Source organism: Photobacterium satsumensis, assembly GCF_050336935.1.
GTDB lineage: Bacteria > Pseudomonadota > Gammaproteobacteria > Enterobacterales > Vibrionaceae > Photobacterium > Photobacterium satsumensis.
In genome coordinates, this window is the sequence record NZ_JAKJSK010000006.1 from 157,080 (window position 1) to 183,944 (window position 26,865).

Here is a 26,865-nt window from a genome sequence, read left to right on the forward strand (position 1 = left end):
TTGGGTATAGCTCTAAATGCGTCGCTTCTCCATTTCTCGCGGTTAAAAAATGCTATTAAGTGATACTCACAACAAGATAAAAATGTAATAATTCGAGCCGTGAATTAATTTATGCATAGTAGTTAATAAAAGGAAACTGATGCTAAGTTTATCTTTGCGGCAGAAGCTTGCGGTATCAGCAAGTATTGCCATTATCCTGGGTGGCGCATTGGTCACTGTACTCTCATTTGTCTCTTCTCTTAACCGCCTGGATGAAGATCTTAATGCTCGATTACGTGGTGTTGCTTCGGCCTACAACGAGTATGTTACTGATTGGATCGACTCGAAAGCCATGGCGCTGTCGTCGTTCCCGCAAGATATCGAGGCCCAAGATATCCCGGCTCACCTAAGGCAAGCCAAAAACTCGGCAGGGTTTGATAATGTTTTTTTGGCTTTCACTGATGGCACTCAAATCAATGCCAATCAGGTCTTGTTACCGCCTGGCAATAATGATCCTCGTCAGTGGCATTGGTATCAAAATGCCATTGCACAAAATGGCAGGGTAACGGTTGAAAACCCGACAGTTGCCGCTGCGACAGGCGCGAGTGTGGTGTCTATGGGTAAGGCCGTCAATGTTCTGGGTAACCAAGCGGTATTGGGGGCGGATGTTGAAATAAAAAATATTATTAGCCAGCTGGATAATGTTGTATTGCCGGGCTCTGGCTATATGTTTCTTGCCAATAACCAAGGAAATATTTTTGCCCATGCCGATACTTCTCTGCTGAACCAGCCAACAAACTACAAAGATAGCGATTTAACCAGCCAGCTGCTTTCACGCTTGGCAGGTGGTCGACATGTTGAGCGGGTGGTGATCAATGGCACCGATAGCTATTTGTATGTCGCACCTATTGCAGGCAAGGCACTGCAGACTGTTATTGTTATAGATGCCAACTCAGTATTGGATCCCCTTTACAGCACGTTATACGAACAACTGTTCATGACATTGCTCGTCGTTGTTGTTTGTGCCTTCTTGTTTAATCTATTGTGTATGTACTTGTTCAAGCCATTGCAGCAAGTGTCTTCCGCGTTGGGCGTCATTGCACAAGGTGGTGGTGATCTTACCCAGCGAATTAATATCGATACTGAAGATGAAGTGGGTGAACTCGCGCGAAACTTCAATCAGTTCGTTGCCAGCCTTCAGTTGCTTATTGGCCATGTACGCAAACAAGGTGCAGAGCTGGGCGAAAGCGCAACGCAAAGTGAAGTGCGTGCTGATAAACAAGCATCTGAGCTACAGCGTCAGCAAGATGAAATTACCATGGTTGCTACGGCTGTTACGGAAATGGCCTCTGCAACCCAAGAGATTGCATCACACGCGGAGCAAACTGCTCGAGCAGCACAAGACTCAACCTCCCATACCAACAGCGGTCGTGAATTGGTTCTTCAAAGTCGCCATTCGATTTCTAACCTGGCTAATGAGGTAAGTGAAGCTACCACAGTGATCGGCCAGCTCAATGAGCACGCCCAGGGGATTAACAGTATTTTGTCTACCATTCAGGGGATTGCTGAACAGACAAATTTACTGGCACTGAATGCGGCTATTGAAGCGGCCCGTGCCGGAGAGCAAGGTCGAGGTTTTGCGGTTGTTGCCGATGAAGTACGTGTGCTTTCTCAGCGTACCCATACCTCAACGGAAGAGATCCAGAGCATGATTGCAACCTTGCAGCAGATCACCACCAAGGCGGTTGATCTGATGCATACGAGTTCAAAGCTGGCCCAGTGTACGGTGGACGATGCCGATGAGGCGACAGTGGCATTGGAGCAAATCAATACATCAGTCGCGATGATCAGTGACATGGCAACCCAAATTGCAACAGCGGCGGAAGAGCAGACTCATGTAACTGATGAGATCACTCAAAATACCACCACCATCAAGGATGTCAGCGATCAGTTAACCGATGATGCCCATCAGGCTCGTCAACAAGCTGAAAGCCTAAGTCAGCAGGCGGCAAGCTTGAACGATAAGGTATCGACCTTTATTGTGTAGAGGTTAACTTATTTAAGCCCTAGCCGCTTTGCCAAACGGTGAAGGTTACCCGCATCTAGCTCCAGCTCTCTGGCTGCTGCTGCCCAGTTTTGATTGTTCCGCTGATAACAGTCTCCAATAAACTGGTACTGGAAGCGGTTAATCGCATCTTTAAGCCCAATGTTGGTCTCGACTGATATTGGGTTTTTTAAATGGTCATGGTGTGAAGGAGAGCCTTCAGTTGGTGTTCCTTCCGCAAGGGGCTCATTCGAAAGTGCATGGGGGGTACTAACGAGTTCAAAGTGCTGCGGTTGTAATTCTATGAAATCCAAGTTCATCGATTCTGCCCGGGCAACCACAGAGGCACGGTTGATAGCATGCTCGAGTTCGCGGACATTACCAGGCCATGTGTAGGCAGTGAGTTGCGCCACTGCCTCACTACTCAGTCGCATCGACTTGATCCCCAGTTTGCCCCTACAACGCTCAATAAAGAAACCGGCGAGCAAAATAATATCATTTCCTCGTTCCCTCAGCGGTGGTGCCATGATTGGAAAGACACTTAATCGGTGGTAGAGATCTGCCCTAAACTTACCCTCTTTCACTTCCTCATGGAGCTGGCGGTTGGTCGCAGCGACAATCCGGGTGTTTACTTTCAGTACACTATCGTCACCGACCCGCTGCAAGTCGCCATATTGCAGTACCCGTAGCAGCTTTGCCTGCAGGGATAGGGGTAATTCGCCGACTTCGTCAAGAAACAGTGTGCCGCCATCTGCCATTTCGAACTTGCCCTTGCGGTCACTGATTGCGCCGGTAAAAGCCCCTTTGACGTGACCGAATAGCTCGCTCTCGGCGACTGATTCGGGTAGTGCTGCACAGTTAAGGTAGATCAACGGTTGCTGGCTTCTGTGGGAGGATTGATGAATAGAAGCGGCTATCAGCTCTTTACCGACCCCGGTTTCACCGGATACCAATACCGATAGTTCTGTTGCGGCGACGGCTTGAATATGGCTTCTCAGCTCTTCCATCACTTTCGATTTACCAATCATCTCAACCTTTCCTGATTGGGATGATTTTCCTGCTTGGATTGTGGCCTGTCCGCGAGATTCTGGCATGTTGAAAGCTTGATTCTCTAGTTGCTCCATCAGCAAGGCAGTGTGCAGGCTCGCAGCGGCAAGGGCACTGATAATTCGTAGCTCTTCGTCGCTAAACAGGTCGAACTGGTGGGGATCAAAGCCATCAATGGTCAGGGCGCCGATTAATGTTTCGTCGGCAATCAGGGGTAAGCCGATACAGGCATGAACATGCAGGTTCCCTTGATGGCTGGGTATAAGCCCGTCATACGGGTCGGGAAGGTCACTGTCATGGGGAAAGCGGACGATATCTCCCGCTCTGGCAATCGCTTCAAGGCGAGGGTGTTCGTTGATGTCAAATTGCCGTCCCAATACTTCTTCATAAAGCCCGTTGATCGCAAGCGGCGAGAAATGCTGGTCGCGAAAAGCAAGCAGGGCGGATGAATCACAACCAAACAGGGATTTGATGACTGAGAGCAGACGATCAAACCGGTCTTGACTGGAAATGCCCTGAGTGAGATCCAAAGCGAGTTGGGTTAATTCTTTTGGTGTATTTAGCATTGTCGCGCCTTTGATTAACTGTGACACTGTCATTATGACATTTTATTGTGTATTTGACAGTGTGTTTTAATTGTCAAAATGACACCTTTTATTGAAGTTAAAAATAAAATCCTTGTTTTTCAATGTGATAAAAAGTTGGCACGGTCAGTGCAATACCCTATGCAGATTTCGGGTGGCATGTAGCATCCGTAGCAATAGATAAAGCAGTAAATAAGGTATCAAGATGACAATCCACGTTAAAAACAACATTCACTGGGTAGGCCAACGCGACTGGGAAGTACAGGATTTCCATGGCACAGAATACAAGATGACCAAGGGAACCAGTTACAACAGCTATCTTATCCGTGAAGAAAAAACAGTTCTCATTGATACTGTCGATCACCGGTTTAGCCAGCAGTTTATTCAGAACCTAGAGATGGAAATCGATCTTGAAGAGATTGACTATATCGTTATTAACCATGCAGAAGAAGATCACTCCGGTGCGCTTACGGCTCTAATGGCGCGTATTCCCAATACGCCAATTTACTGCACGGAAAATGCGGTCGATTCTATTGTTGGCCATCATCATCACCCAGAATGGAATTTCCAAGTTGTTAAGACCGGCGATACATTGGATATCGGCAATGGCAAACAACTCATCTTTATTGAAGCCCCTATGCTCCACTGGCCAGACAGTATGATGACTTATCTTACAGGTGATGCTGTCTTGTTCAGTAACGATGCATTCGGTCAGCATTACTGTGACGAGAGACTGTTCAATGATGAAGTGGATCAAAATGAATTGATGGATCAGTGCCTGCGCTATTACTCCAACATTCTTACTCCGTTTAGTGGTTTAGTCACGGCTAAGATCCATGAAGTACTGAGCTTCAACGTACCGGTCGACATGATCGCGACCTCTCACGGTATTGTTTGGCGTGATAACCCAACCCAAATTGTCCATCAGTATTTGGAGTGGGCGGATAACTATCAGGAAGATCGCATAACCATTTTTTACGACACGATGTCGAATAACACGCGAATGATGGCCGATGCGATTGCTCAGGGGATTCACGATGTTGACCCAGGCGTGGCCGTTAAGGTTTTCAATGTCTCTCGCCAGGATAAAAACGATATTTTAGCCAGCGTATTCCGCTCTAAAGGGATCTTGGTCGGATCGTCAACCATGAATAATGTCATGATGCCGAAAGTGGCAGGCATGCTGGAAGAAATCACCGGACTTCGTTTTAAGAATAAAAAGGCGGGGGCATTTGGTAGCTACGGCTGGAATGGCGGTGCGGTTGACCGAATTCACTCACGCCTGACTGATGCTGGTTTTGAAACAACTCTTGGCCTGAAAGCGAAATGGAAGCCAGACGGCAAAGCGATGCGTGAATGCCGTGAACATGGTCGTATGATTGCTAAGCAGTGGGCACTGAAAACATTGCCGGAAGTAGAAACTGTAACGCCAACTACCAAGCCTAGCGTAACCATTCAGGCGACAGAGCCTGTCGGTAGTTGTGATACTCAGCCGGTTACCGATAGCACCGATAGCCAGAAAATGTTGTGCACAGTATGTAACTGGGTTTACGACCCAGCTATTGGTGAAGTGAACCAAGGGATCGAAGTCGGTACTTGCTGGTCAGATGTACCTGAGAGCTTTTTATGTCCTGAATGCGGTCTTGGCAAAGACGTGTTTGAGCCAGTGAAAGGGGCATAAATAATGGTCAAACCTCTCGTGATTATTGGTAGCGGCTTTGCCGCTTACCAATTGGTAAAAGCTATCCGCCGTCAGGATAAGGTTTTGCCCATTCATGTGTTTACATCAGATGAAGGGCACGACTATAACAAGCCGGACTTGAGCCATGCTTGTTCGAAACAGCAAACAGCAAGCGATCTGATCCGTATGAGCAGCTCAGATTTCTCGGCAGAATACCAAGTGGAATTGCATAGCCACTGTTTTGTTGAAGCTATTGATACCGTACAAAAGCACATCGTGGCAAATGGCCAGCAATACCAATATGGCAAACTTGTTCTAGCGACAGGTGCCAGTGCTTTCATTCCCCCTATGCGCGGTGACGCTGTAGATAGTGTACTGACACTCAATAGTTTATCTGAATATACCGAGGCTCAGAATGTATTGCAGCAAGCCAAGCATATTGCGGTTATCGGTGGTGGTTTGATTGGTACTGAGCTAGCGATGGACTTTGCTAGCAGCGGTAAAACCGTGTCGGTGATTGACCCTTGCCAGACGTTGATGGCTAATCAGCTGCCGGAGTACATTGCGTTAAAACTTGAACGGGTAATGGCCTTACAAAAAGCCAATTTCTACCTCTCTGACAAGGTCGACCAACTGGCGAAACTGCCACATGGCGCGATTGCGGTCGAACTGGCTTCTGGTAAGCGCATAGAGGTTGATGCGGTAGTCTCAGCGGCAGGCTTGAAACCTAATACCCAACTGGCTGTAAACGCGGGTATTCGGGTTGGAAAAGGGATTGTCGTTAATGACCAGCTAGCAACTTCTGCGGCTGATGTGTATGCGCTAGGGGATTGCGCAGAGATTAACGGTAAGGTACTGGCGTATCTGCAACCGGCATTATTAAGTGCCAATGCACTTGCCAAAACAATACTGGGGCAACCAACAGCATTGGTATTGCCAGCAATGATGGTGAAAGTTAAAACCCCTGATTTCCCTATTCAGCTTGCGGGGCAGACCGTGCTTGCTGGTGGCAATGAAGCGCTAAGCTGGCAAATTGATGCGAATAAGCTGGGAAGCACGGTGCGAACCCGTAATGAGCAAGGGCAGTTAACCGGCTATGTAGTTACTGAGCAGCACTTGCCCAATGCATTTCCGTTGTTGAAAGAATTAAACAGTTAATAAATTCAGAATTGAATTGGAGGTCACCATGAGCCATCAACGTATTCCTGCACATTGGACAGTACAGCGTTCAACGCCTTTCTTTACCAAGGAAACGGTACCAGCGGCATTGCTCAGTCACCATAATACTGCTGCCGGGGTATTTGGTCAGCTGTGTGTCATGGAAGGGATGGTCACTTATTTTGGCTTTGCTGACAGTGAAGCGACAGAGCCAGAGGTTAAGGTCGTCATTAATGCCGGGCAATTTGCGACGAGTCCCCCTCAATATTGGCACCGTATTGAAATGAGTGATGACGCTCAGTTCAATATTAATTTCTGGTCGGATGCGGACAAGAAAGGGCAGGCCCTGTTCCATACTAAAGATCCAGAGTAACAGTAACCATCAGGTCAACATGCCCTAAACACAACAGCCCGGTCATTGCCGGGCTGTTTTTTGGGTCAACGTTTGGACGGTTAAAGCCAATCAGCCCTCTAAGCTATTTATATATTGCTGTACTTTATGTATTGCTGCACTGTCCGTGACAGTGTCACCTTTTGTGCCTGTTCGATGAAACTTGCTTCGATAGCGTTTAGGCTAAATTGGGCGATCTGTTGTTGAGTTAGTAGATGGGCATCGGCAACCGCAACAAAGTTATCGGCCATATAGCCGCCGAAGTATGCGGGATCGTCAGAGTTGATAGTCACGCACAGCCCTGTCTCAAGCAGATCGACAATGTTGTGCTGTCCCATGTGCTCAAAGACTTTTAGTTTGGTATTGGAGAGTGGGCAAACGGTCAGTGGCATCCTACTTTCGGCCAGTTGTTTGACTAATTCTGCGTTTTCTACACAGCGAACCCCATGATCAATTCGGCTGACTCCGAGTAGGTCAATAGCATCGAGTATATTTTGTGCTGGTCCTTCCTCGCCAGCATGGGCAACAGTGAGGAATCCTGCCTGTTTCGCAGCCTGGAACACCCGGGCAAATTTTTCGGGCGGGTGGCCCAGCTCAGAGGAGTCCAACCCAATAGCGACGATTTGGTCTTTATAAGGCATTGCTTGTTCTAATGTTTCAAAAGCGGCGTCTTCATCCAAGTGGCGGAGGAAGCACATTATCAATTGGCTGGAGATATCAAGCTGGGTGTTGGCTTGCTCTAAAGCACGTGTAATACCATCGATCACTGTTTTGAAGGCAATGCCACGCTCGGTATGGGTTTGAGGGTCAAAAAATATTTCCGTATGAACCACGTTGTCTTCTTTACAACGTAGCAGGTAGGCCCAGGTTAAGTCGAAAAAGTCCTGTTCGGTGATAAGAACGTTAGCGCCTTGATAATAGATATCTAAAAAGGATTGCAGGTTATGGAATTGGTAGGCATCCCGAACTGCTTGAGGGGAAGAAAACGGAATGACAACCTTGTTACGCTGTGCCAGCTCGAACATCAATTCGGGCTCTAGGGTGCCCTCAATGTGCAAGTGCAGCTCTACTTTTGGTAGTCCTTGGATAAAGTCTTTCATATCAAGCCCTTATTATAATTCTATACAAGCCATACAGGTGTTGGCGTATTGGTTGCGGAGTATTAAGGTGCTTTTCTGTCGCGTCGAATACTGACATACAAAGAGAAAAGCACACATGCGCTTAACTCTTCGTAATCAGAATTTTACGGATTCTGGTAGAGACCCCCATACCATATCAATGGGGTTATACGAAGCCGTTTGCTTATTACAATCAGTGTAGTAATAAATCACAAAATAGTGCAAGCAAACGTTTTCGTGATCATCGCACAGCGACTTTATTGATGCAATCTTTAGTCATCTAAGACGGTCACCTTGCTGCCTTTCTCTGCGATGTAAAACACAATGACTGTGGCGGGCTTGCTGCCGGTGTTTTCACCGTAGTGGGAGGTATTCATCACCTCGACCAGCGTATCACCCGCGCTGATGGTGATTTTTTTATCTTGGGTGTGAACGGTGAGTTGGCCTGACAGCAAGATCCCGGTATTGATCACTGGGTGCTGATGCCAAGGTAGTTTTTCACCCGGCTCGACAGTTATTTCTTTAATGGTAATTTCCGGTTGGTTGAATTGAACCGCAGGTAGCGGCTTCCCATCCCAGCTGGTGGTGGTCTTCACCAAATCTTTAGAGGTAGCGGCTGAGAGTGAAAAGGTGGTAAACAAAAGAGTGCTAAATAAAAGGCTGAGGGGTAATAACGTCCTTGGCTTCATGGCTGCTTCCATTTGGTAATTAGTAGCCATAAGAGTAGAACAGGGTGTAGATATTTTCGGCGTGAAAGCACAATTATGATATGAACTTTCGATGAATATCATGGATTTGATAGTAGAAGGGAGAAGCTGAAAGTGCTGCGCCTCTCCCTATAACATTATTAACTCGCTAACCAAGCTTCAATGTTTTCTTGCTTCGGTACGCTGCCTTTGTGTACCACAACACTATCGATGACAACCGCAGGGGTAGACATTACTCCGTAGGCCATGATCTGGGCCATGTCTTCCACTTTCTCTAGTTCAAAGGCAATACCTTGCTGTTGAAAGACATTTTGAATGAGCTCGGCAGTTACTTTGCAGTTCTTGCAACCAGAGCCGAGTACTTTTACTTTTTTCATCATTATGATCCTTATTTATTAGCATAAAGCGTTGGAATTACAGTAGTGGAGAGGCTGCATTGAATACCCAACCGATAAGGGTAAATGCGACCAGTAGGACGGCAAACAGGGTGGCGAGCAGGCGCCATTGCATCACCTGTTTAAGTAAAATGAATTCTGGAAAGCTGGCGGCAACCGTACTCATGCAAAAAGCCAAGGTCGTACCAATGGGGAGTCCGTTGGTGATCAGGCTTTCCATAACAGGAATAACACCGGTCGCATTCGAGTAAAGCGGGATGCCGAGTAAAACTGCTGCAGGTACAGACCACCATTGACCTGCCCCCAAATACGACTCTATCCAACCATCGGGTACAAAACCGTGGAGGGCTGCCCCTAGCCCAACCCCGATAATGACCCACTTCCAAACCCTGCCGAAAATGGTGGCGACTTCTTCCTTGGCAAAATCATGTCGTTCGGCCAAGGTCAGGGCGGTTGCCGTGGTTGCCGTGGTTGCCGTGGTATCGGGGCTGTGATTCTCATCTAGCTTGCTCTCGACCTCTCCCTGCATAGCCATTCCTTGTTTCTTTTTACCTTGAATCAAGGCGTTGGCGGCAAAAGGTTGAAGCCAACGCTCAGCTTTGATGGCATCAAGGAAGACTCCGCCAAGGATCCCGACAGACATACCCAGTGCAATGTAGAGAAGGGTGAATTTCCAACCGAGAAGGCTAACCAGCAATAGAACGGCGACCTCATTGATTAAGGGAGAAGTGATGAGAAATGCCATGGTGATCCCCAAAGGGATCCCGGCCGAGGTGAAACCGAGGAAAACGGGAATGCTAGAACATGAGCAAAACGGGGTGATAGCACCAAACAGTGAGCCTAGCGAGTAGCCCAGCGTGCGGTGCTTTCCGGCTAAATAGTCCCTTACCCGCTCGACATTGAGCGAGGCGCGAACCAAAGCAATGCCGTAAATCATGACAAGCAATAAGGCGAAGATCTTTAGGGTGTCTTCAATGAAGAAATGCAGCGCACCTGCAAGTTGGGCCTCGGGGGATAACCCAAGTACAGAGTAAACCAGCCAAGAGGCGATATCAGTGAAAACTTGGAACATACTTCGTCCTTATCAAATAGAGTAACTACCGATAAAGACGAATGAGTTGGGAAAAGGATGCGAATTTATTGCCTATTAACAGTAAGTCGCCCAACACAGCGAGCCAACTAGGCTGGTCATCGTGCTAGCATAATGGTGAATGTACAGCCTTCGCCGGGCTTGGATATGAGTTGAATATTACCGCCGAGGTTATCCACCATGGCTGCAGCCAGTGAAAGCCCTAGACCATACCCTTCAACATTGCTTCGACTGGAATCTACGCGATAAAGCCGCTCAAAGACTAAATCTTGGTATTGGCTATCTATGCCAATACCAGTGTCTGCTACGCGAATTCCAATTTGATTGTCATTACAGCGCACGGTTTCAATACTGACACTGCCACCGGGCCCTGTGTATTTGATTGCGTTATCCACCAAGTTCACTAAAGCCTGGGTAAGTTTATCTGGGTCAGATTTGATGAGGATTTTATCTTCCAATCGTGGTGCTATTAGCTCGACTTGCTTTTCGTCTGCAACATCTTCATACCAACTGATCACGGTTTGAATCACCTGTTCAACATCGGTTGGAATGTTTTGCTGTTGCCGCTTTCCGGTCAGTTCATCATTGAGCTTCATCAACGTGGTCAACATGTTGTTGGCCTGCATCGCGTATTCCGCACAGTCCGATAGGGCACTTTGCATCTGTTGGGGGTTGTTGCAATTGAGCAGTGCCGACTGAGAAGCAAGGGTGATCCGTGACAGGGGGGTCCGAATATCGTGAGCAATAGCATCGACCGTGGTGTTGAGCGTCGTGGTAACGTGGTGAAGCCGACTAATGGCATCTTGAACACTGGTACTGATCACACTTAGACCCTGTGGAGCCGCTTTTTTTGGGGCCGCTATATCCAGTTGGCCTTCTTGGAGCTTATCCAACAAATCATCAAGAGTGACTAGAGGTGACATAGCGTTGCGGATAATCCGGCGGGTAAAGAGGGCTGTGATCCCTACCAACACAATCAGTGCGTAGAAGGTCATTAACCATTGTTTATAGGCGATGGAATAGCGGGCCTGATTGTCCAGCAGTAGCCAGAAGTCTTGCTGCTCTCCTTTCATTTTCAGTGACATATATGGGTTGGTGATAAAAGCATTAAACCAAGATCTATCTTCCGTTGTGTATGCGGCAAGGTTGATTTGGGAGGGCAGGTTTTCATCGCCGGCAATAAAGGTTGGATTGGCTATCGTCCCGCTTGGCAGTGAATAGGCGGCAATGTTGTTTTCTATTAAACGGTGAGGGTTTGCGGTTAGTACGTGAATCAGGCGTTCAGCGGAATCGTAGGTCAGGATTCGCTGGTATTCGGTCGCCATTGAGTTGAGGATTTTTTTCTCAGTGCGGTACAAATCGAGAAAAAACATTGCACCAACGACAACTTCAACCAGTAGCAAACACAGCAGTAATATCGCCATAAAACGCAGTAGCAAAGTATTCTGTGCTTTGTTGAGAGCTTGCTTAATGTTGTGACTTGAGGACATAGCCCACACCCCTCAGCGTGTGTATTAGTGGGTTTTGGAAACCTTTATCTACCTTTCCCCTCAGCCGACAAACCAGTACATCAACCACATTGGTTTGAGGATCAAACTGGTGCCCCCATACCTGTTCTAAAATAACCGTTTTGGTTATTACCGTTTCAGGGTTTTCCATCATCAGTTTGATCAGGATAAATTCACGCTGGTTCAGTTGAATGGCTTGACCGTCACGTTGCAGGGAGTGCTTAAGAAGATCAAGTGACAGTTCGCCATAACTCAGTTCATGGTTATGGGACAGATTCTGTTTGCCCCGGCGAGTGAGTGACTGGCAACGTGCCAATAGCTCGGGAAAGGCAAACGGCTTGACCAGATAGTCATCCGCCCCGGACTGTAATCCTTGAACCCTTTCTTCTACTGAATGTTTGGCACTGAGGATGATCACAGGCGTTGCATGGCCTTCACCCCTAAGTTGCGCCAAGACTTCAAAGCCATTTTTTTGTGGCAGCATCAGGTCGAGGATGATGACCTCGTAAGAGGCCGATACCGCTTCGAAAAGGCCATCAACGCCGTTAGTCGCGTGGGTTACGGTGCTTCCTTCTTGCTGAAAGCCATTGATAAGAAAGCGTGCAATATGCGTGTCGTCTTCGATCAAAAGTATCTTCATTGATTATCCATATCCGTATGCATCCCGAGCTAAATCGTCCTTTCTTACTCTACCAACAACCTTTCATAAATTTAACCAACATTACAACTTCGTAATGTTTGGGGAAATATTCAGTAATGGATCATTGGTTAGGATATCAGTGTTGAATCAAACAATGTCTTACAGGAGTGAACATGAAAACGATCAAATTTGGTGTACTAGCAGCGTCTCTTGGTTTCCTATCAATGTCTTTTAATGCAATGGCTGCTGACAAAGGACATACCGTTTCAGTCACGCAGGTTTCATCTAAATCTGCATTCGAGTTGGCACTTGAAGCGGTCAATCAATGTGAGGCGAAAGGGTATAAGGTTTCTGCAACAGTGGTTGACCTGTCCGGAAACGTATTGGCCCAGCTTCGCTCTGACGGTGCAGGTATCCATACGCTTGATAGCTCCCGTAAGAAAGCGTTTACCGTTACCAGCATGAAACAGCCTTCTGGTAATTTGATGAAGCTGGTAGCCGAGAAACCGATCATGCAGCCATTACAGTATATGGATGACAACCTGTTGTTCCTAGCTGGCGGTGTTCCTGTCCAGCTTGAAGGTAACTTGATTGGGGCTATCGGTGTAGGTGGTGCTCCGGGCGGCCATCTGGATGTTGAGTGTGCAGAGGCGGCGATAAAGAAAGTTATCTGAATGGATTAAACACAATGGTTTAAATGCTGCCTTTTCATTGGCTGCTAACCGGTAAACTGAGCTACCCGTTTGCCGGTCAGCCATAAGCCCTTGGTGGGGGAAGGGGCAGATATACTGCGTATACAGCTGGCAACGGGTGCCGAACTCACATACATAGTTTCTGGTAGGTATTTTATTGACTAAGCTTTAGACAAAATTCAGCTAGCCAGAGTCAATGATGAAAAAGCAGCTGCAAGTGGTGGTCACTGGTGGGCCGGGAGGCGGTAAAACCACCGCATTGGATCTTTTCCGCAGGGAGTTAGGCCAGAAAATAGCGATTGTTCCAGAGGCTGCTACGGTGCTTTTTTCTGGTGGGATAATCCGTTCAGATGATGCGTTAGTCATTAAAACAATTCAGAAAACGATTTTTCAGTTACAGAAAAACCTGGAAGAGATCCATAAAGAACAATTCCCAGAGAGGTTACTGGTATGCGATCGTGGCTCTCTGGACGGATTAGCCTATTGGCCGGGAACGGAAACAGACTTCTTCAAGGCCGTCAATTCGACCTTCGACGAGGAAATTGCCCGCTATGACGCCGTGATATTTTTTGAATCTGCCGCTGCTACGGGACATGACATCAGCAGCAACAATCCGGTGAGAAGTGAGTCTTCTGAACAGGCTGTCCAATTAGATAAAGCGTTGCAGAAAGTGTGGTCTAGGCACCCTCACTTCTACTTTGTCGGCAGCTCTGAGTCATTTGTCAGAAAAATCATGTTTGGCATAATGACTATAGAAAATGTGATAAACCGGTACCAGAGGGAGTAGCTATTAGAACTATCGTTGGGATAAACAGTGATTTGTGATGAGTTCATTGGAACGATGGATGAAAGATAATGATAATTAAAGCACTTTCGTTGGGAGTGCTGACTTCGTGAAAAACACCATTGATCTAAATTTGTACCGCTTTCTTAATCTATTGTGTCAACAAAAGTCGCAAGCGAAAGTGTGTCACACCCTGGATATTAGTAAGGCAACGTTTAATCGCCAGCTGGCAGAGTGTCGCCATCGTTTTGATAACGAGCTGTTCAATGTGGATAAAGGCGCCTATACACCGACACTCTTTTGCCAGCAGTTATGTAAAGCCCTCGCAGAGCCGCTTGAACAACTTGAACAAATCCCTCAGCTTGCACAAAGCTTTAACGCTGTTAATCGCCTAAATGAGTACATCTTCAGTATTATTAATCCACTCTCTGGACTTCTTACGGTACCTTTGGTCACTTCGCTAACGAGCGACAACCAGAAGCCAAAAATTTCCTTTATTGATTGGTCGCTAGAAAGCGTCGAAAACCCGAAAAGAGGTGCGCTGACGATTGGTATTGGTGGTTTTCCTAATGAACTCAATAAAACAATGGTTGAACATAAAGTCAGTTCAATCCCACTTTACGCTTATATGAATGTCAATCATCCGTTGGGTAAGCACACAGGCTTGGATTTGAGAGAGCTGGATCGGCTTGAGACGGTACGTGTGTCAATGGGCTCTTTGGATATGAATGCGTATTATGAACGGGTGCGTAAGTTGACAGGGGTGAGTTTGGAGCAAAAACTGACGGTGTCTTCTACTGCAACAGCATTAGATTGTGTGATAGTTAGTCCCTATGTTTTTGTCGGTATGTTTATTGAGGATGAATTACTGCCTGATGGTGCCACGAGAGTGCCTTTGTACATCGACGGAAAACCCTTGTTGTTTGATGTCGGTATTCAATATCACCGCGCTTTCTATCAGTCCCCGATCATTGAACAAGTAGAAACCGCGATTAAACAAGCACTGCTTCTTCGGCCTGATTTGCAGGCATAAAAAAGCCGGTCGTTTTGACCGGCATATTTGGATTACTTCACCTCAGTTATGTCGCTTGGTTTCCAGCTGCCGTCATACCAGGGTTCAAGTGGGCCATACATACGTAAGATGGCAAACCATCCTTTTTCTGGAACGGTTTGAATCCAATTGGCTTCTTTTCCTATTGGCGCAGTAGGGCCGAAGTAGATCTCAACCGAGCCATCTGGGTTTTCCATTATTTTATCGCGCTTGTCATTCTTACTTGGAAACGGTTGGCTGGTCTGCAGCTCTGAGCGAGTTTGCGTGTCGTAAACGACCACGGACCAGAAGTTTTTCGCTGGTACGTTAGCTGGAATGGTCAGCTTGTAGTTTTTACCGCCATCAAAGAATTGCCCTTTTTCTGTCTTATCGATAATCGCGTATTGCGAGCCTTTACCAATCATTTTCAACGCCATTGCCGGTGTGTTCACCGTGGCCATATAGAAAAAGTAAGTTCTAGCATCAAGGTTACGCCCCCCATTGCCGTCATCAATCAACCATTGGTAATCTTTGCCGATGAAAGCTGTTTTCCAATTGCGGTCGTCCCAAATATATGCGTTTTCGGTACGTGGATTGAACATTAACGCGCGAGCAGTGGCATTGCCGATCGCGGCACCATCGATAAGAATTTTCTGCATACGTTCGTCTGGCGCGAACGGCTTATCTTTTTGGATACCAATTGTTGCAATCAAACCCCGTAATTCTGGATCGATAAACTCAACTGGCTCCTTATCGATAACCGTTTTAATTTCATCATAGAAATGTTCATCGTTGGCATGAATGGTGTTGAACGATTGACCACTGCCAGAGATAAAGGTCATTTTGGGCGGTGCATCTTTCTTTGATAATGGGTAGATTTTCAAACCAGTGTGATACGCGCTTACCGCGGCATCCGTTTTACCGCCTTTTAAGAATCCTCGGGCAATGAACCAATTCACGTAGCTGGTTGATTGTGACACATGATAGCCTTCAGGCACCTCGCCGTCGTAGTTAGGCGGAAGTATCAAGTATTTGCCTCCTTCCCCCTTGTCTGGCCCGACAACACCCATGTCGGTCACGAAGCGGAAGAAGGCATCGTTAACCGTTGTGGGCCCCATACCCGGGGGGATTTCGACGACCGTTGGACCATCTTGTTCAAGATCCAGAAAGGCTGAAGCATATACCGTGTCAGTGTTACCGGTCAGAAACAGAGGGTTAGAGTCCATCAAGTTATCAAATAGCATCACTTGATTCGATTTAGTTATTCCCATCTCCTTATGGCCAATTCTCAGTGCTTCTAACGATGCCATCGGAATCGCATTCAAAAACACCTCTGTAGCGCGCATGGTGTCTAGATTGTTGTAGAGCACATCCATGGTTTGCTCACTTGGCACGCCATCTTTGAAGTTCAGCTTACCAATGCTGGTTTCCACGTTATCTGGCGTCATGATGCCGGATGGGATCTCAGTGTTATAAGCGTTGGTTGTTGCAAGTACTGATGATGAAACAAGTAAACCAGTTAGCAAAGCGACACGTTTTAATTGAGCCTTTAACATAAGAATTTCCTGCGTTATCAGTTGCGACACATCCACTCTATATAAAGTTAGAAATCAAATCTGATTTCCGCGAGACTCAAAAATGCCATTGTGCTTTATGCATTCAAACTGACATTGGCCCTAATCGCACGATTGGACGACTCATTCTGCTATTTCACAGGGCTTAAATACGCTAAGATGCACGCCAATATTTTTGCTAGAGCCTTTATTACCCAATGACTACTGCCACAACCCCAGCCAGCTTCACGGAACTTGCCCTCATTCAACCTCTGTTAGCTCGACTAACAGAGCTGGAGTATCAACAGCCTACACCGATTCAAGCGCAAGTTATTCCAAGTGTGTTAGCGGGGCGTGATTTAATTGCCGGTGCAAATACGGGGTCGGGTAAAACGGCAGCATTCGCACTGCCAATGTTGCAGGCGCTTTTTACCCAAAAAAACACCGAGAATACGAAAGGCAGCAAGGGTAACTATGTTACTGGACTGATTTTGGTGCCAACGCGTGAACTGGCTAAACAGGTTGCCGACAGCATTAAGTCATACGCTGTGCATTTCAACGGTGCAATTAAAACCGTGGCTGTTTTCGGTGGGGTATCTGCAAATACTCAAATGCTGGCACTCCGTGGCGGTACAGATATTTTGGTTGCCACGCCGGGCCGATTACTCGATTTAATGTCAAGTAATGCGATTATGCTCGACAAGGTAAAGACCTTAGTGCTGGATGAAGCCGATCGCATGTTAAGCCTTGGTTTTACGGATGAGCTCTCTGAATTACTGGGTAAATTGCCAAAACAAAAGCAGACGCTTTTGTTCTCTGCGACATTCCCTGAGCAAGTACAGACGTTAACGCAAGAGCTGCTTAATGATCCTGTTGAAATACAGCTACAAAGTGATGATGCCAGCACCGTAGTGCAGCGTGTTTTTAACGTTAATAAAGGCGAAAAAACAGCAGTATTAGCGCATTTGATCAAACAGCACCAATGGCGACAAGCACTTGTTTTCGTCAACGCCAAGAACAGTTGTGAGCACTTAGCTGACAAACTTTATAAGCGTGGTATTGAGGCTGAAGTGTTCCATGGCGATAAAGGACAGGGCTACCGTACCCGCATACTGGAAGCCTTTAAGTCAGGTGAAATTGATGTCTTAATTGCAACGGATATCGCCGCGCGTGGTTTGGATATCGAAAAGTTACCTGTGGTGATCAACTTTGATCTACCGAGAAGCCCATCAGACTACATGCACCGAATTGGCCGAAGTGGCCGTGCTGGTGAGGTTGGCTTGGCCTTATCATTGATTGATTATGAAGATTTTCATCATTTCAAAGTGATCGAGAAGAAGAACAAAATCCGCCTTGAACGTGAACAGGTAGCAGGGTTTGAACTTGATGAAACCATTACCCAGGAGATGTTAGAGGCTAATAAGCCGATGGCAAAGCCTGAAGGTACAGGTAAGAAAAAGCGTAAGAAGAAAGGGCTTGGCAAATCTGATGTTTGGTTGAGAAATTCATAACATACAACTCTCGATATACCAACAATCATCGATATAGCAATAGATATCGTGTCAGTTAACTCTGGCTGGCACGATGATAGTCACATTCAGCGATATTCTGAACAATAAGGTAGAGATAATGAGCGGAACCAACCGTGCCGATATTCACCTTGGGTTAGAAGTGAAAATTGTTCTTAAAAAAGATCAACGCAGCGGAACACTGACCTCTGGCATTGTAAAAGACCTCTTAACTAAGTCGCCAAATCATCCGCACGGCATTAAAGTGCGTTTAGAAAGTGGTGATGTCGGCCGTGTGAAAGTGATCTGCTAGGTATCAGCCATTAATAGCGTTCACTTCTAATAAAGTGTCTACTGGGCTTTCTTGGAAAATCATCCTTCCTGCAATATTGATATTTCCTTGGGTTAGTAGACACCCTCAAAGAATGCATAGACTTATCTTGAAACAACGTGGGATGCCATTAGTGATTCAATCATTTCTGGATATAACCTTCTCACTCTTATTACACTAGGACTCTTAAATGTCTAAATCTGACTCTTCTCTTACTAGTGAAATAGTTGATAATTTTGTGGCACCTGAGTGTCAGGCTAGGGTAGAGATCCTTTATCAAGATGATGATATTTTATTGATTAACAAACCGAGTGGTTTGTTAAGTTTATCGGGTAAAAACCTGCTTAATTGGGATTCTGTTCATCATCGTTTAGTTAACGGTCAAAGCGCGACTCTGACTGAAAGAGAGACACCTGCTTTTGTGGATGCTAAATTGCCACATCGGCTAGATTTAGGGACTTCTGGTGTTATGGTTGTGGGGCTGAACTGTGCTGCATCTAAGAGTCTGAATAAACAGTTTCAAGCACGGGCAGTGCAAAAGCGTTACCTCGCTATTTTAGCGGGGTGGGTTGAAGCTGACAGTGGCCAAATATCTGCCCCTATTGCTAAAGATAAGGCTTTGTTTCCCCGTGTAAAGATTTGCCATTCTACGGGCAAAAGTGCGATTAGTGACTATGAGGTAATTAGTCGCTTGGATAACCCCCCTAGAACTTTAGTGCAATACAGGCCAATTACAGGTCGCACTCATCAATTGCGGATCCATAGCCTTGAATTTGGCCACCCTATTTTGGGTTGTGATCTTTATAACAGCTCACAACTCAACAATAGTCTTGAAGCAAATGGCATCTCACAGCGCTTAATGCTCCATGCCAGCGACATTTACTTTACTCACCCAGCCACAGGCGAGCCTATCCATGGTCATAGCCCTAATCCATTTTAAGCAATAAGTGTCGACTGAGTCGGTGGCTATTCAGAAAACAGGTGGTGGGAAAGCCACGATTGAATTCTTAGTGCATTGTCGCGCCAGCGCGTATTTCGTCGGCTGTAATATCAGTTTGGTCTTCTGGTAGCCAAACGACAAAGGCTCCGTTCTCGCCGTAAAACTCATCCCAACCGCCGTTCAACACTTTTGACGCGCACAACGCCTTGACTTCTTCTTTAGTTTTTCCGAGCTTGAGGGCAGCGTGATCGAGTGTGAAAGGTTTAATCCAGTTCGTTTGAAATTGCGAGGCTGACATGTTTGGTTTTCTCGTTGAACTAATAATGATTTAGGGTTGTTTAGCGTGTTAAACCCCTATTGACGGCGAATTCACGCGTCGCAACAATATCAATTACCTTCATTTAAAATCAACTGACTTAAGCTCATGTTGGATGTGATGTAGCTTCATTCTTAAAAAAAATACAACATGTCATATTTTTGAACTTCATCCACGCGATTTAGGATTGTTCAGCATGCTAAAACCCATGGAGTCTGTTTGCGTGTCTGACCTTAATTTGTACCATTGCCTCAAGCATTCTGTTGAGGATAATCTCGTTGTCTTCTTCAGCAATATGATCACACTTGAATGTGTGGGGGCGTTTATCCTTGAGGCCTACAACATTGCTTTTACGTGGTTAGTTAGTTCCAAGCTCACCATTTCGGTATAATATTTCAAATCAGTTGTGCAATAAGCTAAACGAATCTTAATTGCAATCACAATACTGACCGACCGAACAATTTTATGGACAAAAATGAGTTATACGCTTTGCTAAATTAGTTAACTACGGATTAGCTGTGGTTATTGATTTACATGGCTCTATAGCTATAACGTGTAGATATGGTCATCATATAGCTGCCCTCGAATTTCATAAGCATTTGGTTCGACTTTTGATAAGTTGAAGCCACACTTTTCTAAGACTCTTTCTGATGCAATGTTGCCTTTGGTAACTACGGCGTTATAGCTATTTATCTCACTAATATCTTGTGACCAAGCTAATAAAGCTTCAAGTGATTCAGTCGCATAGCCTTTACCATGGAAACTCGGTAACAGTAGGTAGCCAATTTCCGCTACACCGCCAGTCAAGTTGAAACCTGTTACTCCAACCTTGTTTCCAGATTCATTTTCTGTAATTACCAAGCATAGCCAGTGCTCTGAATCTGCTGTCCAGTTTGGTAGCCTAGACTCAAAACCTGCCTTAATATCAGCCTCGCTCGGCTCATCAAAACACAAAGCGATTATCTCTGGATTAGTCTGAAGCTCATAGTATAGAGACCAATCCTCGTTAGATAATTGTCTCATGGTTAAATGCTTTGTTTCGATATTGATAGTCATAAGGTGCCAGTTTTCAAATCAGTTTTATGAAGAATATACACACTCTCTCATTAGGAACTCTCAGTCAACATCAAAGCCCAACTATCTAGGGATGGGGCAGAAACGAGCTAGAAACCAAGATCAAAAAGCGTTATATGGCAAAGCTCTAACCTGTAAATCACACAAAAGCCTTAGGTTGATCTCATGCCCTTTCGCTAACTATCTTCTCTTGGCGTAAAGCAACACACTTGTTGATTTACATCCAGCTTCACTTGGCAAGATGACATTAACTGTTGCTTTAGTTTACTGCGAGCACGTAATAGGCGTGATTTGACTGCCGGCAGGGTCAACCCGTTTTGGTTGGCATACTCTTGCTGGGGGATTCTTTTGATGTCACAAGCATTCAAAATATGGCTATCTTGCTCAGGCAGTTCTGATAAGACGCGAGTAAGGCATTGGGTGAGGGTGTCGATAACGGCCTCGGGATCGCTTTCCTGCTCGATATCCTGCTCTAGCAAGATGGGATGCTTCTTCCTGCTGTGGTCGATGAGCAAATTGTTCGCGACACGGTATAACCAAGCGCGGGGGTTAGCGATGTCGCAAAACTCATGATCTTTGATCATTGCCCGAATAAACACTTCTTGCAGCAGATCTTCTGCCAATGATTCATCACGTGACTTTGCCTTGAGCCAGTGCCCTAGAGGCTGGGCGTGTTCTGACCATGCCGACATCAAGCAAGGTCGGGCAGTTTGAGTATTTGCGTTTATTGTCATCGTTTGTTCCGTTGGCACACTTTGGGCTTAACGAGTGTATCTCAATTTGGTTGGAAATATCGGCAACTCATGTTGCAGAAAAAGCCCGTTTGAACTTGGTTTTTACCGAGCGCCAATGGGTGCTTGGTGTTGTTGGTGCCTTATCGAGTAAGTGGCGGTAATCATCTGTTGTTGGGGTGATTTGGCCACCATGAGCGAGTAATACACGAGTTGGAGATAAGGCGATTACTTTTTCAATCGAGCTGCGGTAGCGTTTAGGGTAGAAAACAGGGAAGGGGGGAATATAGCGCCCTTTGACTTGAACCATTAAGTCCGCAACATAAACTTGGCCGGAGTCCGGGTGGTAGAGCGATAAGTCACGGTCGGTATGACCCTGTGTTGATAGTGCCTGCCACTCTGGAAAACCGGGTAAGTGTTCTTGATCATCCAACAAGTAGTCAGGTTTCAATTTTGCGCTATACCATAAGTTTTTGTGCGGTTTTTTCATTCGCCTGCTTACCCAATTGGCTAGCAGTAAATCAGTCCAGTGCATTAGCGCCCCATCAATGCCTTGATACCATTGCCCTTGGACATTGGCTGCGGCAATACTGCAGCCTGTCAGCTTGCGTAGTCGATGGGCGCCGCCAGCATGATCAGGGTGCATGTGGGTGACGACGACCAGCTTGAGATCTTTTGCTGGGCGGTTCAGTTCGTCGGAAATGAAGTTGAGTAGGATTGGGATGTCAGCTCGGCAGCAACCATCGAGTAATAGCAAACCATAGCGGTATTCGACGAGATATATCGATTGGATGTAGCCATCTATCTGGTGCAGTTTCATCTTGATATCCCTATATGGATGATAAATCATTATTTAACAACTCATCAGACCAATCAAGCTGGGAATTGCAAGGTTGTGGGTAGTAGAGCGGAGTGGAGATGCTTTTCTTAAGGTGAAAGAGTAGAAAAAAGGCCCAGCAAGCCTGTTATGAGTGGTATAGCGAGCAACCTGCTGGGCAAAAGATTGAAAATCTATAAATATTAAATTAGCGAGGTGGTTAAATCTGCCAATCTCCTCCAAGGGCTTTGTTTAGGCCGACGACCATAGTGGCGGTTTGCAAGCGGGCGGCCACTTCTCGGTCACGCATCGCATGTTGTTGCCGCTGGGCATCGAGTACTGTGAGGTAGTCGATTAAGCCTGCTTTGTAGAGCGAGAGAGCCTTATCAACGGCGGTGTCTGTTTCCGATTTGGCCTCGGAAATAAGACCGTGATATTGCTGGCTGTTGCCATAGCCATTGAGTAAGGTTTCCACTTCGCCAATGGCACTGTTTACGGCATGCTGATATGACAGTGCACTGGCTTCAAAGCGCGATTCTTGAAGCTTGATCATGGCATCGGTACGGCCGCCGTCGAAGAGGTTCCAACTGACTCCGACACTGGCTAGCCATGTCGCTGAGTCACTGTTAAACAAGTCATCAAAGTCGTTCGCCAATAAACCCGGTGTACCGGTCAGGTAAAACTTCGGGTATTGGTTGGCGACAGCAGCCGCTAACTCGGCGTTCTGTGCTGCCATTTCCCGTTCGGCGATGCGCAAATCAGGCCTTCTTTGCAGAAGGTTTGAGGGTAAGCCCGTTGGAATCACACCGCTAAATATTGGTAATGGAGAGGTCGACTCCAGTCTGCTTTGCATCTGCTTTGGGGACTCACCGAGTAAAATCGCCAAACGCTGCTGGTGGGCACTCTCAGCTGTCTCTAGCTGTGGGATCACCGCTTTTGTCGCTGCAAGCATGGCTTTTGCCCTTGCGACATTAAGCTGTGACCCATACCCGCTGCGATGGACTTTTTCTACCAATTCCAGTGTTTTCTGCTGATCGTTAACAAGATCGAGTGCGATTGCTTTGCGTTCTTGCGCTCCACGGTATTGGAGGTAGTTGTGGATCACATCACTGGTGATCAAGGTTGTCAGACCTTGTCGCATGATTTCGGCTTGCTCGGCACGAATAGAGGCAGCCTTGGCTTGATTGTCGATTCGGCCAAATAAATCCAGTTCCCAAGCGATGGTCATCCCAGCATGAAAAGCACTTTGATCACTGTCGATAAGTGCAGTACCCAGTGGGTTATTGGACGAGACGACTGCACCAAGCAAAGGGTCATTGTCACTGATGCCATAAGAGGTGTAACCTGCACCTAGGCTGACGGTCGGTACCTTGAAAGACTCTACAATCCGGTTGAAGGATTGCGCCGATTTAATCCGCTCAGAAGCTACTTTCAGGGGAATACTTTGATTTTGGGCATCTTTAATCAACTGGTTTAGCATGGGATCACCAAACTGAGACCACCAATGAGCGTTAGTTTGTTGACCTTCTAGGCTATGCCCTGAATGAGTCCCCTCAATCGATTGATTTAAGTAAGTTTCCGTTAGCGCATTACTCGGCTGTTTGTAGTCAGGTGCTGACGCACAGCCTGTTAAGAGCAGGGCGACTGCCAATGCAGAAAGCTTAGGCATTTTCATTAGACAGCTCCTTGGTAAGTGCGGCACTGTTGGCATTTTGTTTCAGATCGGCTCGATAAAATAGACGGTATAGTGCAGGCATCACAAACAGAGACAACACAGTGGCTGCCGCCAAGCCACCGATGATGGTTGCGGCCATTTGGTCAAATAAGCGGTCTGACAGAAGCGGAATCATACCCAGAGCCGTAGTCAGGGCACCCATAGAAATTGCCATGGTGCGGTTTAATGTCGCCTCCTCGATGGCTTCCTCTAACCCTTTACCATTTTTCCTTTCCAGCTCGATTTGATCCATCAAGACGATACCGTTTTTGATGATCATTCCCGATAGAGCGATTGCCCCGATTAACGCCATGAAACCAAAGGGCTTGTCAGCTAATAACAAGAACCAACTTGCACCAGTAGCAGCCAGTGGCACCGTGGTGAGAATAATGATGGGTTGTTTGAAGCCATTGAACAGCGCAACGAGGATTATCACCATGATGAGCAGTGCTTTAGGCATTTGTTTGAAGGTATCGGTAATCGCACGGTCTTCATCGTAATATTCGCCGCCCCACTCAAATTGGTAGCCGTATGGCAGGTCGATAGCTTCAATCTCTGCAGCAAGTTGCTTGCGTACATCCGAAGTTGTCATTCCATCAACAGCAGCTTGTACTGTGATTGCAGGAACACGGTTACGACGCCAAATCATGCTCTCTTCATCTTGGATTTCGAACTTATCGACGACCTGTCCAAGCGGCACGGAGTGCATGCCCATCAAAGAGCGTACTGGCAGTGTTTCTAGTGAATTGATGTTAGCCTCGGCACTGCGTATTTTGATTGGGATAAGTTCATCGCCTTGATGTAGTTGTGCCAATGTGACACCTTCTGTTGCACGCTGGATGGCGAGGGCAACATCGGTACGGTTGATGCCTGCGCGACGCGCTTGTTCCTGATTAAGTTGCGGAACAATCACCTTGCTTTTCTGGCGCCAGTCATCACGGACATATTTGGTGTTAGGGTGTGCCCGCATAATGGCTTGTGCTTGTTTAGACAGGTCATGAAGTACTTCAGGATCTGGGCCGATAAACCTTGCTTCGATACTGAATTTGTCTTTGGTGGCAAGCTTGAGCGCACGGAAGCGGGGCTCAGCATGAGGAAACTGTTCTTCTAGCCATTGATCGCCTCGGCGCTCGAGTACTGCTATACCTTCAAAATCATGGGTATTGATCAGGATCTGCCCGTAGCTTGGATCATACGGCTCTGGCTCGACAGTGACAGAGAATCTTGGCGCACTGGCACCGACAAAGGTGGTGAAATCTTTGACCTCGGGTTGGTCGCGTAGCCAATCTTCAATTCGCTCCATATCTGCCGATGTTTGTTCGATCTGTGCGCCGTTAGGCAGCCAGTAATCGAGGAATACCATAGGGCGGTCGGAGGTTGGCATGAAGTTGACCGCGATTTGGGGCACAACAAAGGCTGTTATACCGAGTAAGGGGACTAAGAGACTGAGGCCCTTAAGCGGGTGGCGTACCGTGTAGTGAACTGCTTTTCGGTATAGGGACGGTTTACTTTCCTGCTGCTGCGCTTGATCTTTTATCGGTTTGATCCACGCCCAGCACATCAATGGGGTTATCGTCATAGCAATGAGCCAAGACAGTAACAGTGATGCACACATTACCCAGAATACCGAACCGGCAAATTCAGCGGAGTCGGTCTTGGAAAACATCACGGGGCTTGCCCCCATCACCGCGATAAAAGTGGCTGCGAGTAGCGGTACGGCAGTTTCCTGAATGGTCTGTTTGGCTGCCTTTAGTCGATCCATCCCCTTGTTGACCTTTGAGATGATCATGTCGGTCACAACAATCGCATTATCGACCAGCATACCTAAGGCGAGGATAAAGGTGCCCAGTGAGACTCGCTGAAGATCAATGGCGTCTATCTTCATGTAGATCAGGGTTAGTAGGATAGTGAGCATCAAACTGCTACCCACAATAAGGGCACTTTTTAGCCCCATGAATAGCCATAGGATCGCCACTACAATCAACACACTTTCGATAAGGTTGGATACGAAGTTGTTGATAGATTTTTGTACTTCCTCCGGTTGGAAAGCGACTGTATTTATCTCAACGCCAACAGGCAGGCTTTGCTGGTATTCACCGATAACCTGATTGAGCTGATCACCGAGTGATACCACATTAATGCCTGATACCGGACTGACAGCCAGGGTGATGGCGTCAATACCATTAAATCGGCTTTCTGATAATGCGGGTGTTTGGTAGCCCATTGAAACGGTGGCAATATCGCCAAGGCGGATCAAACCGGTTCCCAAGTCGCCTACGCCGCCTTTGATCATCAAGTTTCTAATATCGTCCAGGCTGGTAAATTCACTGCCTTGGTCAATGCGAATACGTTCAATCCCTGCTTTGAATTTACCGGCATCGTAAATCATGTTCTGACTGGCTAGTTGATTGATCACCTGAGCGGAAGAGATACCGTAATCGGCTAAACGTTCATCCGGCAAGTCGATATTCACCACTTGGTTACGTACACCATGTAGTTCAATTTTCTTAATCCCTTCAACCGCTTTCAGGCGACGCTGTAGCTCTTTGGCATAGAGACGAAGTTCACTGGGCTCGACACCTTCACCGGTTATCGCAAACAACATGCCGTAAACCTCGGAGAACTCATCTTGCACAATGCTGATCTGGGCTGTTGCAGGTAAGCTGAGCTTGACGTCGTTGACTTTGCGACGGAGCAAATCCCATTGCTGAGGGAGATCTTTGGAATTGGTCGCTTCTTGAAGGTCGACAAAAATCATCGAGCTACCCGGGCGAGATAAAGATCGAAGCTTCCACAGGGTTTCCATCTCTTGCAGCTTGGTTTCAATTTTATCTGTGACTTGCTGCTCAACCTCCTGTGCGGACGCACCGGGATAGAGAGTGACAACAACAGCGCTTTTAACGGTAAAGGTAGGATCTTCAAGCTTACCCAGCTTGAAATAGGAAGTGATACCGGCAATAACACACAACACACTAAAGAAAATGATAAAGGTGCGTTGTCGAATTGCAAATTCTGCAAGGTTCATCATTTTCA

Annotated in this window: 25 protein-coding genes and 1 riboswitch; of the genes, 11 read left to right on the forward strand and 14 right to left on the reverse strand. The window is 46.7% G+C overall.

Annotated elements, in window-relative coordinates; translation table 11 throughout:
• Positions 1–136 precede the first annotated feature (136 nt).
• Entirely contained in the window at positions 137–2,026 is a 1,890-nt protein-coding gene (locus tag L4D79_RS00825) for a methyl-accepting chemotaxis protein (RefSeq protein WP_428651669.1), read from the forward strand.
• Positions 2,027–2,034: 8 nt separating this feature from the next.
• Here the strand turns inward: L4D79_RS00825 and norR are convergent, their stop codons facing one another.
• On the reverse strand, positions 2,035–3,636 hold the full coding sequence (norR, locus tag L4D79_RS00830; RefSeq protein WP_428646063.1) for a nitric oxide reductase transcriptional regulator NorR: 1,602 nt from the start codon (positions 3,634–3,636) through the stop codon (positions 2,035–2,037).
• Between the two features lie 223 nt (positions 3,637–3,859).
• On the opposite strand from norR, the gene norV reads away from it, so the two are divergent.
• The 3 genes from norV to L4D79_RS00845 are packed head-to-tail and all read left to right on the forward strand — an operon-like array spanning position 3,860 to position 6,866.
• Entirely contained in the window at positions 3,860–5,335 is a 1,476-nt protein-coding gene (gene norV / locus L4D79_RS00835; protein WP_428646066.1) for an anaerobic nitric oxide reductase flavorubredoxin, read from the forward strand.
• A gap of 3 nt (positions 5,336–5,338) precedes the next feature.
• Positions 5,339–6,493 (forward strand): NADH:flavorubredoxin reductase NorW, encoded by a 1,155-nt coding sequence (norW, locus tag L4D79_RS00840; RefSeq protein ID WP_428646068.1) that lies wholly within the window; start codon positions 5,339–5,341, stop codon positions 6,491–6,493.
• Positions 6,494–6,521: 28 nt separating this feature from the next.
• Positions 6,522–6,866: a TehB family protein gene (locus L4D79_RS00845; protein ID WP_428646071.1), complete on the forward strand. Its 345-nt coding sequence runs from the start codon at positions 6,522–6,524 to the stop codon at positions 6,864–6,866.
• A gap of 107 nt (positions 6,867–6,973) precedes the next feature.
• On the opposite strand, the gene L4D79_RS00850 is transcribed toward L4D79_RS00845, so the two are convergent.
• The 6 genes from L4D79_RS00850 to L4D79_RS00875 form a co-directional block, all read right to left on the reverse strand.
• Positions 6,974–7,984 (reverse strand): adenosine deaminase, encoded by a 1,011-nt coding sequence (locus tag L4D79_RS00850; RefSeq protein WP_428646074.1) that lies wholly within the window; start codon positions 7,982–7,984, stop codon positions 6,974–6,976.
• A gap of 112 nt (positions 7,985–8,096) precedes the next feature.
• Positions 8,097–8,196: riboswitch (purine riboswitch) on the reverse strand.
• A gap of 78 nt (positions 8,197–8,274) precedes the next feature.
• Complete coding sequence (locus L4D79_RS00855) at positions 8,275–8,691, reverse strand: cupin domain-containing protein (protein WP_428646076.1); 417 nt, start codon at positions 8,689–8,691, stop codon at positions 8,275–8,277.
• A gap of 158 nt (positions 8,692–8,849) precedes the next feature.
• The gene (locus L4D79_RS00860) at positions 8,850–9,086 is read right to left on the reverse strand and encodes a thioredoxin family protein (RefSeq protein ID WP_428646079.1); all 237 of its coding nucleotides are present in this window, start codon (positions 9,084–9,086) and stop codon (positions 8,850–8,852) included.
• Between the two features lie 37 nt (positions 9,087–9,123).
• Positions 9,124–10,176, reverse strand: coding sequence for a permease (locus L4D79_RS00865; protein WP_428646082.1), 1,053 nt, complete (start codon positions 10,174–10,176; stop codon positions 9,124–9,126).
• Between the two features lie 116 nt (positions 10,177–10,292).
• Positions 10,293–11,684, reverse strand: a complete 1,392-nt coding sequence (locus L4D79_RS00870) for a sensor histidine kinase (protein WP_428646085.1) — start codon at positions 11,682–11,684, stop codon at positions 10,293–10,295.
• A complete protein-coding gene (locus L4D79_RS00875; protein WP_428646088.1) occupies positions 11,662–12,342 on the reverse strand; it encodes a response regulator in 681 nt (226 codons plus the stop codon). The genes L4D79_RS00870 and L4D79_RS00875 overlap by 23 nt, the downstream gene beginning before the upstream one ends.
• 173 nt (positions 12,343–12,515) lie before the next feature.
• Here L4D79_RS00875 and L4D79_RS00880 point away from each other — a divergent pair, with 173 nt between their 5' ends.
• The 3 genes from L4D79_RS00880 (at position 12,516) to L4D79_RS00890 (ending at position 14,851) form a co-directional block, all read left to right on the forward strand.
• The gene (locus tag L4D79_RS00880; RefSeq protein ID WP_428646091.1) at positions 12,516–13,016 is read left to right on the forward strand and encodes a GlcG/HbpS family heme-binding protein; all 501 of its coding nucleotides are present in this window, start codon (positions 12,516–12,518) and stop codon (positions 13,014–13,016) included.
• A 217-nt stretch (positions 13,017–13,233) separates the two neighbouring features.
• Positions 13,234–13,821, forward strand: a complete 588-nt coding sequence (locus L4D79_RS00885) for an AAA family ATPase (RefSeq protein ID WP_428646094.1) — start codon at positions 13,234–13,236, stop codon at positions 13,819–13,821.
• 106 nt (positions 13,822–13,927) lie between these two features.
• The gene (locus L4D79_RS00890; RefSeq protein WP_428646097.1) at positions 13,928–14,851 is read left to right on the forward strand and encodes a LysR family transcriptional regulator; all 924 of its coding nucleotides are present in this window, start codon (positions 13,928–13,930) and stop codon (positions 14,849–14,851) included.
• Between the two features lie 32 nt (positions 14,852–14,883).
• Here L4D79_RS00890 and L4D79_RS00895 read toward each other — a convergent pair whose 3' ends face one another.
• Entirely contained in the window at positions 14,884–16,404 is a 1,521-nt protein-coding gene (locus L4D79_RS00895; RefSeq protein ID WP_428646099.1) for a DUF1254 domain-containing protein, read from the reverse strand.
• A 215-nt stretch (positions 16,405–16,619) separates the two neighbouring features.
• Between L4D79_RS00895 and L4D79_RS00900 the strand changes: the two genes are divergently transcribed.
• The 3 genes from L4D79_RS00900 to L4D79_RS00910 all read left to right on the forward strand — a co-directional run bounded on the left by L4D79_RS00900 (position 16,620) and on the right by L4D79_RS00910 (position 19,180).
• Entirely contained in the window at positions 16,620–17,912 is a 1,293-nt protein-coding gene (locus L4D79_RS00900; RefSeq protein ID WP_428646102.1) for a DEAD/DEAH box helicase, read from the forward strand.
• 118 nt (positions 17,913–18,030) lie between these two features.
• Positions 18,031–18,222, forward strand: a complete 192-nt coding sequence (locus L4D79_RS00905) for a YwbE family protein (protein WP_428646105.1) — start codon at positions 18,031–18,033, stop codon at positions 18,220–18,222.
• A gap of 208 nt (positions 18,223–18,430) precedes the next feature.
• Positions 18,431–19,180 carry an RluA family pseudouridine synthase gene (locus tag L4D79_RS00910; protein WP_428646108.1) on the forward strand — a complete coding sequence of 250 codons (750 nt, stop codon included), beginning with the start codon at positions 18,431–18,433 and terminating at the stop codon, positions 19,178–19,180.
• 67 nt (positions 19,181–19,247) lie between these two features.
• Here the strand turns inward: L4D79_RS00910 and L4D79_RS00915 are convergent, their stop codons facing one another.
• Entirely contained in the window at positions 19,248–19,478 is a 231-nt protein-coding gene (locus tag L4D79_RS00915) for a hypothetical protein (RefSeq protein WP_428646111.1), read from the reverse strand.
• 214 nt (positions 19,479–19,692) lie between these two features.
• Between L4D79_RS00915 and L4D79_RS00920 the strand changes: the two genes are divergently transcribed.
• On the forward strand, positions 19,693–19,887 hold the full coding sequence (locus L4D79_RS00920) for a hypothetical protein (RefSeq protein WP_428646113.1): 195 nt from the start codon (positions 19,693–19,695) through the stop codon (positions 19,885–19,887).
• Between the two features lie 155 nt (positions 19,888–20,042).
• Here L4D79_RS00920 and L4D79_RS00925 read toward each other — a convergent pair whose 3' ends face one another.
• From L4D79_RS00925 to L4D79_RS00945, 5 genes are all read right to left on the reverse strand, one after another.
• Positions 20,043–20,552: a GNAT family N-acetyltransferase gene (locus L4D79_RS00925; protein ID WP_428646116.1), complete on the reverse strand. Its 510-nt coding sequence runs from the start codon at positions 20,550–20,552 to the stop codon at positions 20,043–20,045.
• A 194-nt stretch (positions 20,553–20,746) separates the two neighbouring features.
• A complete protein-coding gene (locus tag L4D79_RS00930; RefSeq protein ID WP_428646119.1) occupies positions 20,747–21,304 on the reverse strand; it encodes a sigma-70 family RNA polymerase sigma factor in 558 nt (185 codons plus the stop codon).
• Positions 21,305–21,371: 67 nt separating this feature from the next.
• Complete coding sequence (locus tag L4D79_RS00935; RefSeq protein ID WP_428646121.1) at positions 21,372–22,121, reverse strand: MBL fold metallo-hydrolase; 750 nt, start codon at positions 22,119–22,121, stop codon at positions 21,372–21,374.
• A 217-nt stretch (positions 22,122–22,338) separates the two neighbouring features.
• Complete coding sequence (locus L4D79_RS00940; RefSeq protein WP_428646124.1) at positions 22,339–23,793, reverse strand: efflux transporter outer membrane subunit; 1,455 nt, start codon at positions 23,791–23,793, stop codon at positions 22,339–22,341.
• Positions 23,780–26,860 carry an efflux RND transporter permease subunit gene (locus L4D79_RS00945; protein WP_428646127.1) on the reverse strand — a complete coding sequence of 1,027 codons (3,081 nt, stop codon included), beginning with the start codon at positions 26,858–26,860 and terminating at the stop codon, positions 23,780–23,782. Before L4D79_RS00945 ends, L4D79_RS00940 begins: the two co-directional genes overlap by 14 nt.
• Positions 26,861–26,865 lie beyond the last annotated feature (5 nt).

Coding starts and splice junctions, on each gene's coding strand:
- norR (WP_428646063.1), bottom strand. CDS start 3,636: ATGCTAAATACACCAAAAGAATTAACCCAACTCGCTTTGGATCTCACT.
- norV (WP_428646066.1), top strand. CDS start 3,860: ATGACAATCCACGTTAAAAACAACATTCACTGGGTAGGCCAACGCGAC.
- norW (WP_428646068.1), top strand. CDS start 5,339: ATGGTCAAACCTCTCGTGATTATTGGTAGCGGCTTTGCCGCTTACCAA.
- L4D79_RS00845 (WP_428646071.1), top strand. CDS start 6,522: ATGAGCCATCAACGTATTCCTGCACATTGGACAGTACAGCGTTCAACG.
- L4D79_RS00850 (WP_428646074.1), bottom strand. CDS start 7,984: ATGAAAGACTTTATCCAAGGACTACCAAAAGTAGAGCTGCACTTGCAC.
- L4D79_RS00855 (WP_428646076.1), bottom strand. CDS start 8,691: ATGAAGCCAAGGACGTTATTACCCCTCAGCCTTTTATTTAGCACTCTT.
- L4D79_RS00860 (WP_428646079.1), bottom strand. CDS start 9,086: ATGAAAAAAGTAAAAGTACTCGGCTCTGGTTGCAAGAACTGCAAAGTA.
- L4D79_RS00865 (WP_428646082.1), bottom strand. CDS start 10,176: ATGTTCCAAGTTTTCACTGATATCGCCTCTTGGCTGGTTTACTCTGTA.
- L4D79_RS00870 (WP_428646085.1), bottom strand. CDS start 11,684: ATGTCCTCAAGTCACAACATTAAGCAAGCTCTCAACAAAGCACAGAAT.
- L4D79_RS00875 (WP_428646088.1), bottom strand. CDS start 12,342: ATGAAGATACTTTTGATCGAAGACGACACGCATATTGCACGCTTTCTT.
- L4D79_RS00880 (WP_428646091.1), top strand. CDS start 12,516: ATGAAAACGATCAAATTTGGTGTACTAGCAGCGTCTCTTGGTTTCCTA.
- L4D79_RS00885 (WP_428646094.1), top strand. CDS start 13,234: ATGAAAAAGCAGCTGCAAGTGGTGGTCACTGGTGGGCCGGGAGGCGGT.
- L4D79_RS00895 (WP_428646099.1), bottom strand. CDS start 16,404: ATGTTAAAGGCTCAATTAAAACGTGTCGCTTTGCTAACTGGTTTACTT.
- L4D79_RS00900 (WP_428646102.1), top strand. CDS start 16,620: ATGACTACTGCCACAACCCCAGCCAGCTTCACGGAACTTGCCCTCATT.
- L4D79_RS00905 (WP_428646105.1), top strand. CDS start 18,031: ATGAGCGGAACCAACCGTGCCGATATTCACCTTGGGTTAGAAGTGAAA.
- L4D79_RS00910 (WP_428646108.1), top strand. CDS start 18,431: ATGTCTAAATCTGACTCTTCTCTTACTAGTGAAATAGTTGATAATTTT.
- L4D79_RS00915 (WP_428646111.1), bottom strand. CDS start 19,478: ATGTCAGCCTCGCAATTTCAAACGAACTGGATTAAACCTTTCACACTC.
- L4D79_RS00920 (WP_428646113.1), top strand. CDS start 19,693: ATGCTAAAACCCATGGAGTCTGTTTGCGTGTCTGACCTTAATTTGTAC.
- L4D79_RS00925 (WP_428646116.1), bottom strand. CDS start 20,552: ATGACTATCAATATCGAAACAAAGCATTTAACCATGAGACAATTATCT.
- L4D79_RS00930 (WP_428646119.1), bottom strand. CDS start 21,304: ATGACAATAAACGCAAATACTCAAACTGCCCGACCTTGCTTGATGTCG.
- L4D79_RS00935 (WP_428646121.1), bottom strand. CDS start 22,121: ATGAAACTGCACCAGATAGATGGCTACATCCAATCGATATATCTCGTC.
- L4D79_RS00940 (WP_428646124.1), bottom strand. CDS start 23,793: ATGAAAATGCCTAAGCTTTCTGCATTGGCAGTCGCCCTGCTCTTAACA.
- L4D79_RS00945 (WP_428646127.1), bottom strand. CDS start 26,860: ATGATGAACCTTGCAGAATTTGCAATTCGACAACGCACCTTTATCATT.